The organism is Streptomyces luteireticuli (genome assembly GCF_041519305.1).
In the GTDB taxonomy this organism is placed as follows: Bacteria; Actinomycetota; Actinomycetes; order Streptomycetales; family Streptomycetaceae; genus Streptomyces; species Streptomyces luteireticuli.
Genome location: NZ_CP167927.1, coordinates 4,873,029 through 4,886,831 on the forward strand (window position 1 = coordinate 4,873,029; position 13,803 = coordinate 4,886,831).

12 protein-coding genes are annotated in these 13,803 nt (G+C 70.8%); 4 read left to right on the forward strand and 8 right to left on the reverse strand.

The window, feature by feature from the left end; genetic code table 11:
• Positions 1–15: 15 nt before the first annotated feature.
• Entirely contained in the window at positions 16–1,080 is a 1,065-nt protein-coding gene (locus AB8735_RS21840) for a UDP-N-acetylmuramate dehydrogenase (protein ID WP_372408855.1), read from the forward strand.
• A 391-nt stretch (positions 1,081–1,471) separates the two neighbouring features.
• Here the strand turns inward: AB8735_RS21840 and AB8735_RS21845 are convergent, their stop codons facing one another.
• Positions 1,472–3,631 carry an MMPL family transporter gene (locus AB8735_RS21845; protein ID WP_372408856.1) on the reverse strand — a complete coding sequence of 720 codons (2,160 nt, stop codon included), beginning with the start codon at positions 3,629–3,631 and terminating at the stop codon, positions 1,472–1,474.
• Positions 3,632–3,870: 239 nt separating this feature from the next.
• Between AB8735_RS21845 and AB8735_RS21850 the strand changes: the two genes are divergently transcribed.
• The gene (locus AB8735_RS21850; RefSeq protein WP_372408857.1) at positions 3,871–5,001 is read left to right on the forward strand and encodes an aminopeptidase P family protein; all 1,131 of its coding nucleotides are present in this window, start codon (positions 3,871–3,873) and stop codon (positions 4,999–5,001) included.
• A gap of 637 nt (positions 5,002–5,638) precedes the next feature.
• Here the strand turns inward: AB8735_RS21850 and AB8735_RS21855 are convergent.
• The 3 genes from AB8735_RS21855 to AB8735_RS21865 all read right to left on the reverse strand — a co-directional run bounded on the left by AB8735_RS21855 (position 5,639) and on the right by AB8735_RS21865 (position 9,304).
• Entirely contained in the window at positions 5,639–7,144 is a 1,506-nt protein-coding gene (locus tag AB8735_RS21855; protein WP_344025992.1) for an MFS transporter, read from the reverse strand.
• 52 nt (positions 7,145–7,196) lie between these two features.
• Entirely contained in the window at positions 7,197–7,694 is a 498-nt protein-coding gene (locus tag AB8735_RS21860; RefSeq protein ID WP_344025990.1) for a hypothetical protein, read from the reverse strand.
• Between the two features lie 65 nt (positions 7,695–7,759).
• Positions 7,760–9,304, reverse strand: coding sequence for a M4 family metallopeptidase (locus AB8735_RS21865; protein ID WP_372411889.1), 1,545 nt, complete (start codon positions 9,302–9,304; stop codon positions 7,760–7,762).
• Between the two features lie 367 nt (positions 9,305–9,671).
• Here AB8735_RS21865 and AB8735_RS21870 point away from each other — a divergent pair, with 367 nt between their 5' ends.
• Positions 9,672–10,229, forward strand: coding sequence for a GNAT family N-acetyltransferase (locus tag AB8735_RS21870; protein ID WP_372408858.1), 558 nt, complete (start codon positions 9,672–9,674; stop codon positions 10,227–10,229).
• A 33-nt stretch (positions 10,230–10,262) separates the two neighbouring features.
• Here AB8735_RS21870 and AB8735_RS21875 read toward each other — a convergent pair whose 3' ends face one another.
• From AB8735_RS21875 to AB8735_RS21885, 3 genes are all read right to left on the reverse strand, one after another.
• Positions 10,263–10,451, reverse strand: coding sequence for an antitoxin (locus AB8735_RS21875; RefSeq protein ID WP_344025984.1), 189 nt, complete (start codon positions 10,449–10,451; stop codon positions 10,263–10,265).
• Positions 10,452–10,529: 78 nt separating this feature from the next.
• A complete protein-coding gene (locus tag AB8735_RS21880; protein WP_344025982.1) occupies positions 10,530–10,826 on the reverse strand; it encodes a hypothetical protein in 297 nt (98 codons plus the stop codon).
• A gap of 280 nt (positions 10,827–11,106) precedes the next feature.
• Positions 11,107–11,682: a TerD family protein gene (locus AB8735_RS21885; protein WP_344025980.1), complete on the reverse strand. Its 576-nt coding sequence runs from the start codon at positions 11,680–11,682 to the stop codon at positions 11,107–11,109.
• 196 nt (positions 11,683–11,878) lie between these two features.
• Here AB8735_RS21885 and arfB point away from each other — a divergent pair, with 196 nt between their 5' ends.
• On the forward strand, positions 11,879–12,313 hold the full coding sequence (gene arfB, locus AB8735_RS21890; RefSeq protein ID WP_372408859.1) for an alternative ribosome rescue aminoacyl-tRNA hydrolase ArfB: 435 nt from the start codon (positions 11,879–11,881) through the stop codon (positions 12,311–12,313).
• A 613-nt stretch (positions 12,314–12,926) separates the two neighbouring features.
• Here the strand turns inward: arfB and AB8735_RS21895 are convergent.
• Positions 12,927–13,484: a flavin reductase family protein gene (locus AB8735_RS21895; RefSeq protein WP_344025976.1), complete on the reverse strand. Its 558-nt coding sequence runs from the start codon at positions 13,482–13,484 to the stop codon at positions 12,927–12,929.
• Positions 13,485–13,803: the final 319 nt, after the last annotated feature.

Here is a 13,803-nt window from a genome sequence, read left to right on the forward strand (position 1 = left end):
CAAGGAGGTACCACTGTGGGTGAGTTACTGGCGGACCACACCACCCTGCGCCTCGGCGGGTCGGCCCGCCAGTGGCTCACTCATGTGCACCCTGCGGACTGGACCGACCTCGCCCGGACCGTGCGCGGCCCGGTCTTTACCCTCGGCGGTGGCAGCAACACCGTGGCTCCCGACGCCGGATACGACGGCACGGTGATCCACATGGCCACGCGCGGGATCGGCGTCAGCACTGCCGAGGGTGGTGGGGTGGAGGTGACGGTTCAGGCTGGCGAAGACCTGTCGGCGCTCGTCGCCTTCACCGTCGCCGAGAGGCTGTCGGGGATCGAATACCTCGGGGGCATCCCCGGCATGGCCGGGGCTGCCCCCGTGCAGAACACCGGGGCGTACGGCCAGCAGATCGCCGACACGCTTACCCGCGTCAGCGCGTACGACTGGCAGACCGGGCGCACCGTCCACCTGACCCCAGGCGTGTGCGCGTTCGGCTACCGCACCTCGCTGTTCAAGTCCACGCCGGGCCGGTTCGCCATCCTCGCGCTCACCATCAGGCTTACCCGTAGTCCGCTGGCTGCGCCCGTGACGTACCAGCCCCTCGCCGACCAGCTCGGCGTTCGACGAGGCACCCGCGTCGCCTTGGGCGAGGCGGCCGCCGCTGTCCTCGCTGACCGAGCCGAACGCGGACTCCTCCTGCCCGACGAAGGCCCGGACGCCCGCCAGGTGGGATCGGTCTTCCTGAACCCGACGGTCACCGACGATCAGGCGGACGCCGTACGGGTCGCCGGTGGCCCGGTGCACCGCGGCACTGACAGCCGGCTTCGGGCGAGTGCCGGATGGCTGCTCGAACACACCGGCCACCACCCCGGCCAGGCCCTCGCGCCCGGGGTGTACTGCTCGTCCCGCCGCACCCTCACGCTTACGGCCCGCGCGGGTGCCACTGCCACCGCCTTCGTGCACGCGGCCGGCCTCCTGGCCGCACGGGTCCGCTCCGCCACTGGGATACGGCTGCACGTCGAGCCTGCCTGCTTGGGGCTTCCTTCACCCAAAGGGGCGGCGTTGCCCCAGATGGGTGTACCCGGCACGTGAGCCCGAGGTGAGCCCGGATGCCCCCGGCCGGGGTGGCACGAGCCGTGATCACGACCCGTGCGCACCCCCTCTCACCTGCGGAAGGCGTCAGCCGCGATCATCCGCCGTCAGGCGTCATCATGATCACCCTCTGACTTTGTAAACAGGGGGTCGTCGGTTCGAACCCGACAGGCGGCTCTGAGCGCAGTGAAGCCCGGGCCTTTGGCCCGGGCTTCTGCTGTTTGCCCCGGTCCCGCCCTTTCACCGTTTCCCGGGGAGACCCCGGACCCCGTTCGCCCTTCGGGCGAAGTCCTCAAGCGCCGGACGGGCTGTCCAGCCCGTCCGGCGCTTGAGGACGTACGCGGCGGAGCCGCGCATCGGTGCTGCCGGGAAGGGGCAGGGCGGGGGCTTCCTACCGGTGGCCCGAGTAAGACGGCGCGTCCGCCACCGCCTGGTGGTCATCCGGCCCGGAGGGCCGGACCGCGTCCTGGTGGCCCGGCCACCATGCCTTGTGGCCCAGCAGCGACGTGACCGTCGGCACCAGCAGCATCGCCATCACGAAGGCCGTGAGCAGGATGCCGAAGGCCACCGCGAAGCCCATCTGCTGGAGCATCGAGTTGTCGGCGAGGATCAGGACGCCGAACGTACCGGCGAGGATGATCGCCGCGGAGGCGACCGTCGGCGCCGACTGGGCGACCGCGGTGCGGATGGCCTGCCGCGGGGGCACACCCTTGCGGACCTCCTCCCTGAGCCGGGCGACCATCAGGATGTTGTAGTCCGTACCGATGGCGACCACGAAGAGATAGATGATGATCGGCAGCATGAAGAGCATGCCGTCCTCGCCCTTCACGTCCTGGAAGAGCCAGACCGTCGAGCCGAGCGTGGCGCCGTAGCCGAGGGCCACGGCGAGCATCAGATAGACCGGGGCGACCAGGCTGCGCAGCAGCAGGCCCAGGATCACCATGATCGCGAGACCGGCGACCGGGAAGACCACCTTGTAGTCGTGGGCGACGGCCTTCTCGACGTCCGCGAGGACCGCCGAGGTGCCGCCGACCAGGGCCTCCGTGTTCTTGGGCGCGGCGGCGTGCGCGGCGTCGCGCAGGTCGTCGCCGACCACCCTGATGGCCTTGTCCGCGGTGGGCTTGTCCTTGGTGACGACGGTGTACTGCGCGACGGACCCGTCCTTGCTCGGGACGGCCGGGGCGACCTGGGCCACGCCCTCGACCGCCGCGATCTTCCCGCGGAACGCCTCCAGTTCGCCCTTGTCGAGCGGCGCCTTGTCCTTCGACTCCAGGTAGACCAGGGCCGGGTCGGACTGGCCGGCGGAGAAGCCCTTCTGGAGGTCCTTCATCGCCTGGACGGACTCCAGCTTGGCGGGCAGCTGGCTGTCCATGTCGAACTTGTTCTTGAAGCTGAACGCGCCCACGGCCAGGACGGCGAGCACCACGGTGGACAGCAGCGCCACCGCGGCCGGACGCCGGGAGACGAGGCCGCCGACCGCGTTGGCCATGCGGTTCTTCGGGGTCTTCTTCCACGCCTTCGACGGCCAGAACGCCGCGCGGCCCAGCAGCGAGAAGACGGCGGGGACCAGGGTGAGCGCCGCGACCAGGGTCACCGCGACGGCGATCGCCAGCGACGGGCCCATCGCCGCCAGCATGCCCATGGTGGACAGCAGCAGGGCGAGGAAGGACGCGATGACCGCCCCGGCGGCGGAGGCGATGGTCTCGCCCACCCGGGCCACGGCCTCGGCCAGGGCCTCCTTCGGCTCCTTGCCGGCGCGCAGCAGCTCGCGGTAGCGGAAGAGCAGGAAGAGGATGTAGTCGGTGCCGATGCCGAAGAGGACGACGATCAGGATCTGGGAGATGCTGGCGTCGGCCTTGAGCCCGCCCACCTTGGCGGCGGTGCCGATGAGGCCGTTGGCGACCGAGGCCACCACACCGATGATGATCACCGGCAGGATGGCGATCAGCGGGCTGCGGAAGATGACCGCCAGCAGCACGACGATGAGCACCAGCGTGGCCATCATGATCAGGCCGTCAGTGTCGCCGGAGGACTCCATCGCGTCGACCGTGGACGCCGCCTGGCCGGTGACGCCCATCTTCAACTGGGTGTTCCCCAGCAGGGGCTTGGCGTCCTTGCGGAGCTGCTTGACCGAGTCCAGCAGCTTCTGGTTGTTCAGGTCCTTGTCGGTGGAGACGATGTTCGCCAGCGCGATCTCGCCGTTCGGGGAGACCGCCTGGGGGCCCGTCGCCACCTTGGCTATCTTCTCGTAGTGCTTGTCCTGCAGGCCGTTCGAGACCTTGACGACGTCCTGCTTGTCCGCGGCCGTGAGCTTCCCGCCGTCCGCGCGCTTGAACACGATGATCGACGCGGACTGTTCGGTCTGGGGGAAGGCCCGCTCCTGGAGCTTGCCCGCCTTCACCGACTCGTAGTGCGAGGGCAGGAACTCCGCCTGGTCCCTGGTGGACTTCAGACCCGGCGCCAGCATGCCCAGCGCGACCGCCGCGATGATCCACGCGACGATCGTGAGCCATGGCCGGTGGACGGCGAACCGTCCGACTCGTCGGAACATGGTGTGGAGTTCCCCCTCAAGCTGGTGACAGTGCTGCACGGCCCGGAGACGGGATGGGAATGTCTGTGCGGGCAGACCCACGCTAGGGATGCTCTTTATGCGGAGACAACGAATCCCTGGGATATCAGGGGGAAATCGGTCCTGGGGTGGGGGAACCCTCCTCCCCGGGGAGGAGAGACCCCTCACCCGTGGGGTAGAGATCACCTGCCGAACGTCTCCACCCGGATTACTCTGCCCCCATGACGACGGATCTTCGTTCCGGCCCCGGGATCTCCGACGACCACGCGGCGCGCATGGAGCGGGCCGCCCGGGCGGCGGCCCAGGAGGGGCTCTCCGGGCTGATCGTCTCGCCCGGCCCCGACCTGGTCTGGCTCTGCGGCTACCGGGCCTCGCCCGGCTCCGAGCGGCTCACCGCCCTCGTCCTCGTCCCGGGCCGGCGGCCCCTGCTGATCGTCCCCGAACTGGAGCGGGGCGGCGCCGAACACGCCCCCGGCGCCGGGGCGTTGACCATCAGGGGCTGGCGGGACGGGGAGAACCCGTACGACGTGACCGCCGGGCACCTCGACGTGCACGGCCGCTACGGCGTCTCCGACAACACCTGGGCCCTGCACCTGCTGGCCCTCCAGCGCCTGCGCCCCGGCGCCGGCTACGCCGCGCTGACCGAGGCCCTGCCGATGCTGCGGGCGGTCAAGGACGCCTCCGAGGTGGCGCGGCTGGCGGCGGCCGGGACGGCGGCCGACGCGGTCTACGAGGCGATCGTGGAGCGGCCGTTCGCCGGGCGGCGCGAACTGGAGATCGCGGCCGACCTGGACCGGCTGCTGCGCGAACACGGGCACTCCCAGGTCGACTTCACCATCGTCGGCTCCGGCCCCAACGGGGCCGACCCGCACCACGATTCGGGGGACCGCGTCATCGCGGAAGGTGACATGGTCGTCATGGATTTCGGCGGTCTGCTCGACGGCTACGGCTCCGACACGACGCGCACCGTGCACGTCGGCGAGCCGACGCCGGAGGAGCGCAAGGTGCACGACGTCGTACGGGAGGCCCAGCAGGCGGCGTTCGAGGCGGTGCGCCCCGGGGCGGCGTGCCAGGACATCGACCGGGCGGCGCGGTCGGTGATCGTGCGGAACGGTTTCGGCGAGTACTTCGTCCACCGGACGGGGCACGGGATCGGCGTCACGACGCACGAGCCGCCGTACATGGTGGAGGGCGAGCATCAGCCGCTGGTGCCGGGGATGTGCTTCTCGATCGAGCCGGGGATCTATCTGCCGGGGCGGTTCGGGGTGCGGATCGAGGACATCGTGGTGTGCGAGGAGTCGGGTGGGCGGCGGTTGAACGGGACGGAGCGGGGGTTGCGTGTGGTGGGGTGAGTTTGCCCCCGGCCCGCCCTTTCACCTCCCCCAGAGGGGGTGCCCCCATTCCGGGGGCTCCGCCCCCTCGGCCCGGCACCGCGGCTCGCCGCGGTGGGCGGGGCTCCGCCCCTGCACCCCGGCGGGGGCTGCGCCCCCTGCGCCCCTGCTTCGGGGCTCCGCCCCGGACCCCGTTTGTCGCGGCTCCGCCGCTCGTCCTCAAGCTCCCCGGAGGGGGCAACCCCCAGACGGGCTGAAGTGCGCGCCCGCGCCTGAAAACCTCACGCCTGAGATCCTCACGCGGGAAATCCTCATGCCGGAAAGCCTCACGCGGAAATCCGGCCCGGGCGCACAATGCAGCCCGTCTGGGGGTTGCCCCCTCCGGGGAGCTTGAGGACTGGGGGTGCCCCTCTGGGGGAGCCCGCAGGGCGCTTCGGGGTCCAGGGGCGCAGCCCCGGCCAGGGGCCCAGCGGGCGTGACCCGAGCAGGGCCCAGCAGGCGCAACCCGAGCGGGGGCCAGGGGGCGAAGCCCCCGGTGGGGCGCAGGGGCGAAGCCCCGCCCACCCGCGCGAAGCGCGGTACCGGGCCCGGGGCTCCGCCCCGGAATGGGGGCACCCCCTCTGGGGGAGGTGAAAGGGCGGGACCGGGGCAAAACCCCTCACTGCCCCGCCCTCATGCGATGCGGATCGTACGACGCCGCCTTCTCCACCGTCTCGCGACGCGACGGCACCCCCGCCCTGATCAGCACCCACGCCGTCACCGCCGCCAGCAGCATGACGCCCGAAGCCCACGCCAGGCCCACGTGGAAGCCGTGCACCACACCGGACTTGACGACCTCGGCCGTCACCGCCGGGCGGCGGGCCGCGAGGTACGAGGCCGTCGTGGTCGTCGCGATCGTGTTCAGGAGCGCCGTCCCGATCGAACCGCCCACCTGCTGGCAGGTGTTGACCGTCGCGGAGGCGACCCCGGCGTCCGCCGGGTCCACCCCCTTCGTGGCGGTGTCCATGACGGGCACGAAGAGCAGGCCCATGCCGAGCCCGAAGAGGATCGTGGACGGCAGGACGTGCACCGCGTACTCCGCCCTGACGGGCAGGAACGTCAGGAGGAAGAGCCCGATGGCGGCCAGGAAGGCTCCGGAGGACAGCAGGTACCGCGGCGGCAGCCGGTGCAGCAGCCGTGGTGAGATCTGGGTGCTGGTCAGCATGATCGTCGCGGACATCGGCAGGAACGCGAGGCCCGCCGTGACCGGCCGGTAGCCCAGGACGCCCTGGAAGTAGTACGTCATGTACAGGAACATCCCGAACATGGCGATCACGGACAGGGCGAGCGTCAGGAACGCACCGGCGCGGTTGCGGTTGCGGACGATCCGCGGTGGCAGCAGCGGATTCGCCGCCCGGGTCTGCCGTACGGCGAACAGCCCCAGCAGCACCGCCCCGGCGCCCAGCGAGGCCAGGACCCGCGCGCTGTCCCAGCCGTGGGACGAGGCCTCGCTGCACCCGTAGACCACGCCGACCAGGCCCGTGCAGGCGAGCAGGACGCCGGGGAGGTCCAGGCGCGGCCGCCGTTCGGGGCGGTGGTCGTGGAGGGACCACAGGCCGCCGAGGAAGGCCGCCACGGCGATCGGGGCGTTGACGTACATGCACCAGCGCCATTCGAGGTACTCGGTCAGCACTCCGCCGGCGATCAGCCCGATCGCGCTCCCGGCGCCGGCGATGCCGCTGAACACGCCGAACGCCTTGGCCCGCTCCCTCGGCTCGGTGAACGTCGTCGTCAGCAGCGAGAGCGCGGAGGGCGCCAGCGTCGCCGCGAAGACGCCCTGCAGCGCGCGGGCGCCGAACAGCTGCCAGTCCGTCTGCGCCGCACCGCCGATCGCGGAGGCGACGGCGAAGCCGGCGAGGCCGGCCAGGAACGTCCGTTTGCGTCCCACCAGGTCCGCGACGCGCCCGCCGAGCAGCAGCAGGCCGCCGAAGGCGAGCGTGTAGGCGGTGATCACCCACTGCCGGTTGGTGTCCGACATGTGCAGCTCGCGCTGGGCGGACGGCAGGGCGATGTTCACGATGGTGGCGTCCAGCACGACCATCAGCTGGGCGAGGCCGATGAAGGCCAGTCCCCACCAGCGGCGGGAACGGCAGACGGCGTCCGGCGGGGGGTAGTCAGTGCTCATGGCGGACCTCTCGCACCAGGCTAGGCCCGGTGGGCGGGGTCCGCCTCCCGGGTCAGACCCGGGGGAAGCGGCTCAGCAGTGTCCACACGGCCGGGTTGCCGTCGAGGCCCTCGTGCATGTCGGTCAGGTCCGCGACGAGGTCGTGCAGGAAGTCCCGGGCCTCGCGGCGCAGCGCCCGGTGGTCGAGGACGAGCGGGGGCTCGTCGGCGGGCGCCCAGTCGGCGGTGACCTCCACCCAGCCGAAGCGGCGCTCGAAGAGCATGCGGTCGCTGGACTCGGTGAAGTCGAGCTCCGCGTACTGCGGGGCGGCCGAGCGGGAGCCGCGGGGGTCGCGGTCGAGCTCCTCGACGATGTCGCACAGGGCCCAGGCGAAGTCCAGTACGGGCACCCATCCCCAGGCTGTGGACAGCTCCCGGTCTTCCTTGGTGTCGGCGAGGTAGACGTCCCCGCAGAACAGGTCGTGCCGCAGGGTGTGCACGTCCGCGGTCCGGTAGTCCGTCTGTGGCGGGTCGGGGAAGCGGCGGGAGAGGGAGTAGCCGAGGTCGATCACGCCGTCGATGGTGTCACGACCGAGCCGCCCCCGGCCTCCGGGGGCGGCTCGGTCGTCGGACGGGACTACTTGACGTTGATCGCGGTCCAGGCCGCGGCCACCGCCTTGTACTCCGCGCTGTTGTTGCCGTAGAGCGAGGCCGCGGCGGCGAGGGTGCCGGTGCGGGCCTTGGCGTAGTTGGTGTTGGAGGTGAACTGCGTGGTCAGCGCCTTGTACCAGATCTTGGTGGCCTTGTCGCGGCCGATGCCGGTGACCTTGGAGCCGTCCGCGGTCGGGCTGTCGTAGTTCACGCCGTTGATCGTCTTCTTCCCGCTGCCCTCGGAGAGCAGGTAGAAGAAGTGGTTGGCCGGGCCGGACGAGTAGTGGACGTCGATCCCGCCGAGGCCGGAGTACCAGCTGTCCTTGGACGTGCCGTCCTTGCTCGGCTTGTCCATGTAGCGCAGCGGCTTGCCGTTGCCGAAGATGTCGATCTTCTCGCCGATGAGGTAGTCGCCCACGTCGGTCTTGTTGTTGGCGTAGAACTCGACGGCGGTGCCGAAGATGTCGCTGGTCGCCTCGTTGAGACCGCCGGACTCGCCGCTGTAGACCAGCTTGGCGGTGGCGGCGGTGACGCCGTGGCTCATCTCGTGGGCGGCCACGTCGATGGCGGTGAGCGGCTTCTTGTTGCCCTGGCCGTCGCCGTAGGTCATGCAGAAGCAGGAGTCGGACCAGAAGGCGTTGACGTAGGCGTTGCCGTAGTGGACCCGCGAGTAGGCGGCCTTGCCGTCGTTGCGGATGCCGTTGCGGCCGAAGGTGTTCTTGTAGAAGTCCCAGGTGACGGCCGCGCCGTAGTGGGCGTCGACGCCGGCCGTCTGCCGGCCGCCGCCCCAGGTGTCGGTGCTGTTGGTGAACAGCGAACCGGTGCCGGACGAGCCCTGGTTGAGGTCGTACGTCTTGTGGCCGCCGCGCTTGCCGTCGACGAGCTGGTACTGCGAGCCGGACTTGGTGGTGTCCAGGGGCACCGTGCCGCTGTAGGTGCTGGTGCCGCTGCCGGTCTCGATGCCCTCGTACTGGAAGAGCTTCTTGCCGTTCGCCGCGTCGGTGATGACGTGCAACTCGCTCGGAGTGCCGTCCTTCTGGACGCCGGTGACCACGGTCTCGTACGCCAGGACCGGCTTGCCCTGGGCGGCCCAGACGACCTTGCGCGGGGTCTGGCCCGCGGGCTTGGCGGTCTTCTGCGCGGCGGCCACGCCCAGCGCGGACTTCTTGGCCTCCGCCGGGGCGAGGGACGCGTCCGTGGACACGGCTATGGACGCCTCGGTCGCCTTGGTGACCGAGCGCGACCCGCTCTTCGCCTCGTGGACGATCAAGTCGCCGCCCAGGACGGGGAGTCCGTCGAAGGTGCGCTCGTAGCGGGTGTGCACGGTGCCGTCGGCGTCCTTGACGACGTCGCGGACGACGAGCTTCTCCTTGGCCCCGAGCCCGATCTTCGCGGCGGTGGTCGCGGCGGCGCCCTGGGCGTCCTGGAGGGCGGCGGCCCGCTGGCCGGCGGACAGGCCCAGCGGAAGTCCTCCGCTGTCACGGTCACCCGAGGCGCTCGCGCTGCCGGTCTGGACGCCGACCACGACCATCGCGGCGGAGGCGACGAGGGCGGCGGCACGCAGGGCGGTGGTGCGGGGGGTGGCGGTGAGTCTCAACTCTGTCTCCTCTGAGGGGGGTTCGGGCAGCCCGCACGGGGGCCGCCCGCTGATGCATGAGAGGTGCAGGAGCGAATGTGAGGAGAGCGTGCCACCCCCTGAGCGCTTTTGACAGGGGCGCAACAAGGATGTGATCTGCCGTTATCTCAGAACGACCAATTCCGGTCGGTGTTGGCGGATCGGGTTTAAGAAAGGCAGAGTTGAGGCTGAAGTGGCCCGTGGGGCTGATGGGGCCGTCCTTCGGACATGCCGGATCCCCCGTCCCGCCGGCCCGTGGAACGGACCGGAGAACGGGGGATCCATGCGGGTCAGGACGTATGCGGAGAGCGGCGTGCCGGGGCATCTCGCCGCCGCGGCCGAGACGTTGCGCGAGCGCGAGTGGCCCGGCGGCGGGCCGCACGATCCGGCGCTGCGGCCGGTGGTGATGCTGCTGCTAGCGGAGCGGGACGAGGTGGTGGCGGCGCTGGACGTCCTCTTCAAGGACGTCGCCCACGCGGGCCGGGTCTACCGGGCCGCCGGGCTGAGCGCGGTGGTCACCGACCCGGCGCACCGGGGCAGCGGAAACGGGCGGCGGCTGGTGGCCGCCGCCCGTGAGTGGATCGCCGCGCAAGGCGTCGACCTGGGCCTCTTCACCTGTGACCGCCCCTTGAGGGGCTTCTATGCGAGTGCCGGGTGGGAGGTGCTGGAGGGCACCGTCCTCGTCGGCGGGACACCGGAGGATCCTTTCCCCAGCGATGGGCCCGGGTTCGGCAAAGTCACCATGGCCGGATTCTTCACGGCACGGGCGCGACGGGACGCGGGCGCGTTCCGGGGGTGCCGCATCGGGCTCTATCCGGGCGCCATCGACAGGCTGTGGTGAGCCCTTTACGGGGTGTGCCGAGGGCTCCTTCCGCTACGGCTGGTCGTCCGTGGGCGGCCGGTTGCCGAGCTGCTCGTCGATCTTCTGCTTGGCCGTGTCGACCTGGCTCTGGTACTTGTTGCCGGTCCGCTCGTTGAACGCGTCGCCGGCCTTGTCGACGCCCTCCCGGGCCGTGTCCTCATGGCCCTTGAGCAGGCCCTTGAGCTTGTCGAGCATGGACATGGAGTCCTCCTTGCGAGTGCCTGACAGCTCCAGGATCGCCGCATTCGTCACGTTTGGCCAGCGCGCATCCGAGGTGCGTCACGGCTCGTGCGGGGGTGTGCGCTCCTCCGGGCCGATCGTGGGGTCGAGCGCCGAGTCGTACGTCCCCGTGCCCCGGCAGTGCTTGCACTGGCCGGTGCGGTGGACGGTGTCGGCCGGGCCGCGGAACGGGTCGGGGCCGGGGTGGTGGGCCAGCACACGGGGGACGAATCCGGAGCCCTGGCACCAATGGCAGACCGGGCGCGCGGGAAAGGGGTCGGAACCGGAATCCCGGCCGGACCCGGATCCGGAATCGGAATCCGGGCCCGGCTCCTGGGGGTTATCGCTGTCCGTCATCGCGGCCGATGGTGGTCCGTACCGCGGGGCCGGGTCCGGGAAACGGCGGCTCTTCATCCGTATGGGCATCCGTATGGGCATCCGTATGGACGCCGTACGGGATCGTCACCTGACATATTCGTCGGTGGAATCCGGGCGCGTACTTGCATTTTCGAATGCATTTCGACGAAGGTCGCGCCACAAGGGCCGCTCCCCTGGCGGGAAAGCGGCCCTTGTGGCGCGATCCGGCTCAATCGCCCGTGGAATGCCCGGCGTTGACGATTGGGCGCGGGGGAGCGGCTCAGACGTTGACGCCGAAGTCCTGCGCGATGCCGACGAGACCGGAGGCGTAACCCTGGCCCACGGCGCGGAACTTCCACTCGGCGCCGTGGCGGTAGAGCTCGCCGAAGACCATGGCGGTCTCGGTGGCCGCGTCCTCGCTCAGGTCGTAACGGGCGATCTCGGCGCCGCCGGCCTGGTTGACGATGCGGATGTAGGCGTTGCGCACCTGGCCGAAGTTCTGCGAGCGCGCGGTGGCGTCGTAGATGGAGACCGGGAAGACGATCTTGTCCACGTCGGCCGGGAGGGCGGCGAGGTTGACATTGATCTGCTCGTCGTCGCCGTCGCCCTGACCGGTGGTGTTGTCACCGGTGTGCACGATGGAGCCGTCCGGCGTCTGCTTGTTGTTGAAGAAGACGAAGTGGCCGTCCGAGTAGACCTTGCCGGCGGGGTTCACCGCTATCGCGCTCGCGTCGAGGTCGAAGTCCGTGCCCGTGGTGGTGCGGACGTCCCAGCCGAGGCCGACGGTGACGGCCGACAGGCCCGGGGCCTCCTTGGTGAGGGAGACGTTGCCGCCCTTGGACAGGCTTACAGGCATGGGGGTGATCCCTTTCTCGTCGGACTCGCGGCCACGCGCTGCCTGCGCGAGCCGCTGTCACCCCGGTAAACGCCGACGGGGGGTGGGGAGGTTCCGTCCTCCTTTACTTTCTTTACCGGTTTCTGATGCCGGGTCGGCGACGGAGTGGGGCAAACCCAGGTGACATGGGCATCCCCGGCGGGCGACGATGGGGTTCGTGTCCTCCGATTCCCGTCCCCACATCATCCGCGGTGCCGTGTCCCTGCCCGAGGCGGAGCTGATGTGGCGCTTCTCGCGCTCCTCCGGCCCCGGCGGCCAGCACGTCAACACCAGTGACAGCCAGGTGGAACTGCGCTTCGACCTGGCCGCCACGGAGGCGCTGCCCGCCGTGTGGAAGGAGCGCGCGCTGGAACGGCTGGCGGGCCGGCTGACGGGCGGCGTGCTGACCGTACGGGCGTCGGAGCACCGCTCCCAGTGGCGCAACCGCGAGACGGCGGCGGTCCGGATGGCTGCCCTCCTGGCCGAGGCGACGGCCCCGCCGCCGAAGGCGCGGCGGGCGACGCGGATTCCGCGGGGTATCAATGAGCGGCGGCTTCGGGAGAAGAAGCAGCGGGGGGATACGAAGCGGGGGCGCTCGGGTCGCTGGGACTGAAGGGGGGTGGGTGGGGTGGGGGTTTTGCCCCTGGCCCGCCCTTTCACCGTTTCTTCCGGGGCTCCGCCCCTCGGCCCGGCACCGCGCTGCCGCGCGGTGGGGCGGGGGCTGCGCCCCCTGCACCCCTGCTTCCGGGGCTTCGCCCCTGGCCCCCGTTGTCGCGGCTTCGCCGCTCGTCCTCAAGCGCCGGACGGGCTGATATTCAGCCCGTCCGGCGCTTGAGGACTCCGCCCGGAGGGCGGACGGGGTCCGGGGTCTCCCCGGAAGAAACGGTGAAAGGGCGGGCCAGGGGCACACATCCAGCCCGTCCGGCGCTTGAGGACAGCGCCCGCAGGGCGCTTCGGGGGTCAGGGGCGCAGCCCCGGTCAGGGGGCCAGGAGGCGAAGCCCCCAGCGGGGTCCAGGGGCGCAGCCCCGGTCAAGGCCCGGCGGGCGCAACCCGAGCGGGGGCCAGGGGGCGTAGCCCCCGGTGGGGCGCAGGGGCGAAGCTCCGCCCACCCGCGCGGAGCGCGGGACCGCCCCACCGCGCGCGGCAGCGCGCAAGCGGGGTGCCGCAGGGGCGGCAGCCCCTGCGAAAACGGATTAGGGCGGGGCGGGGAGAGCAAAGCCCCCCGCTACGACAGCTGGCGATAGCGCCCGCGGAAGTACATCAGAGGAGAGCTCTCCGAGCTCGGAGTGGACGCGCCGAGCACCCGGCCGATGTAGAGCGTGTGATCGCCCGCAGCCACCCGCTGCTCCGTCCGGCACTCCAGCACCGCGAGCGACCCCCGCACCAGGGGCGCGCCCGAGATGTCTCCGCGCTCCCAGGGGATGTCCTCGAAGAGCAGCCGGTCGCTGATGCGCCCCTTCATGGCGAAGCGGCCGGCGATGTGGCGCTGGCTTTCGGAGAGCAGGGACACCGACCACAGCGGCTGACGGTCGAGCAGGTCCTCCATGCGCGAGTCGTTGCGAACGCTCACCATCACGAGGGGTGGTTCCAGGGAGATGGAGAGGAAGGCCGTCGCCGTCATGCCGACGTCCTCGCCGCTCGGCCCCTCCTCGGGGTCGTGCGCGGTCACCAGCACCACACCGGCGGCGAGGCGGGCGAGAGCTGCTCGGAATTCCTCGGCGGTCACACCGTCAGGATGCGGTATGCGGGCCTCTGCGGGCGAAGGCGAAGTCGTCTGCAACACCCTCCGCACGCTAGCGGCCCCGGCCCGGCCGTTGCATCGGGCTGCGGTCGCAGGACCGGACTGGTATTGCGGACTAGGGCTTGAGCCGCTTTCCCTTCCGGGAACGCCCCGGGAACGCGGCAGGGACTGCCGTATTTGCTATTCGTGAACGGTCAATGGGTGGCAATTCCCGAAGCGAACCGCTCAGGATCGACCTGTGACATGAGTCACATAAGGCCCTATTTGTTGACCCTGTGTACCGAGTTGTCAGCTCGCTGTGATTCAGTGGCCGTGTAAACGGACGACAAGAAAATCTGGAGAGTCGCTGTCGAGGTCTCGG

What these genes read in the sequence shown, in the direction of transcription:
- AB8735_RS21845 (WP_372408856.1), bottom strand. Translation starts at nt 3,631, where the DNA reads ATGTTCCGACGAGTCGGACGGTTCGCCGTCCACCGGCCATGGCTCACG.
- AB8735_RS21850 (WP_372408857.1), top strand. Translation starts at nt 3,871, where the DNA reads ATGACGACGGATCTTCGTTCCGGCCCCGGGATCTCCGACGACCACGCG.
- AB8735_RS21855 (WP_344025992.1), bottom strand. Translation starts at nt 7,144, where the DNA reads ATGAGCACTGACTACCCCCCGCCGGACGCCGTCTGCCGTTCCCGCCGC.
- AB8735_RS21865 (WP_372411889.1), bottom strand. Translation starts at nt 9,304, where the DNA reads ATGGTCGTGGTCGGCGTCCAGACCGGCAGCGCGAGCGCCTCGGGTGAC.
- AB8735_RS21870 (WP_372408858.1), top strand. Translation starts at nt 9,672, where the DNA reads ATGCGGGTCAGGACGTATGCGGAGAGCGGCGTGCCGGGGCATCTCGCC.
- AB8735_RS21875 (WP_344025984.1), bottom strand. Translation starts at nt 10,451, where the DNA reads ATGTCCATGCTCGACAAGCTCAAGGGCCTGCTCAAGGGCCATGAGGAC.
- AB8735_RS21880 (WP_344025982.1), bottom strand. Translation starts at nt 10,826, where the DNA reads ATGACGGACAGCGATAACCCCCAGGAGCCGGGCCCGGATTCCGATTCC.
- AB8735_RS21885 (WP_344025980.1), bottom strand. Translation starts at nt 11,682, where the DNA reads ATGCCTGTAAGCCTGTCCAAGGGCGGCAACGTCTCCCTCACCAAGGAG.